Consider the following 459-nt stretch of genomic DNA (forward strand, 5'->3'; position numbering starts at 1 on the left):
GTCGTCTCGGGTCAAACTCGCACGAAAAATAGTGGCGAGTGATGCCTGTGAGACCGTGACGAGTGTCGAACTCTACAGTTTCAACGGGGATGTGTTCACTGCGTTCTGTGGAAACGGTATGGCGATCAGTCAAACCCCGGCAGAGATTGAAGCCGAACAGCCAATAGACCCAGCTATAAAAAAATGGGTAGTCAAGCGGCCCCGGTGAGTTCAGGTCTCGAGATTCTTGAGAGCTTGGGGGCCATTCAGATTACGTATTTTCGCCATGGCTCCCCTTCAAACGAACTCTGGACGGTTCCCATATACCGATTCAAAGCCATACCTGAGGACGGTAGCTCCGCGTGATTGATAGTCAGTACTCTCATCGACATCCCTGGCGCGTTAAAGAATGAAGTAATACGGGTTAAAAGTTCCTGTCGACGCCTTTGCACCGAACAGCGCGTTTTTACACGTCTATGC

General features: G+C 50.8%; 1 protein-coding gene. It reads left to right on the forward strand.

Annotated elements, in window-relative coordinates:
- The coding region (locus AC1DCY_RS27635; RefSeq protein ID WP_477355951.1) for a hypothetical protein at positions 1-208 on the forward strand (208 nt) is incomplete at its 5' end.
- Positions 209-459 lie beyond the last annotated feature (251 nt).

The organism is Lysinibacillus sp. 10T31 (assembly GCF_056394365.1).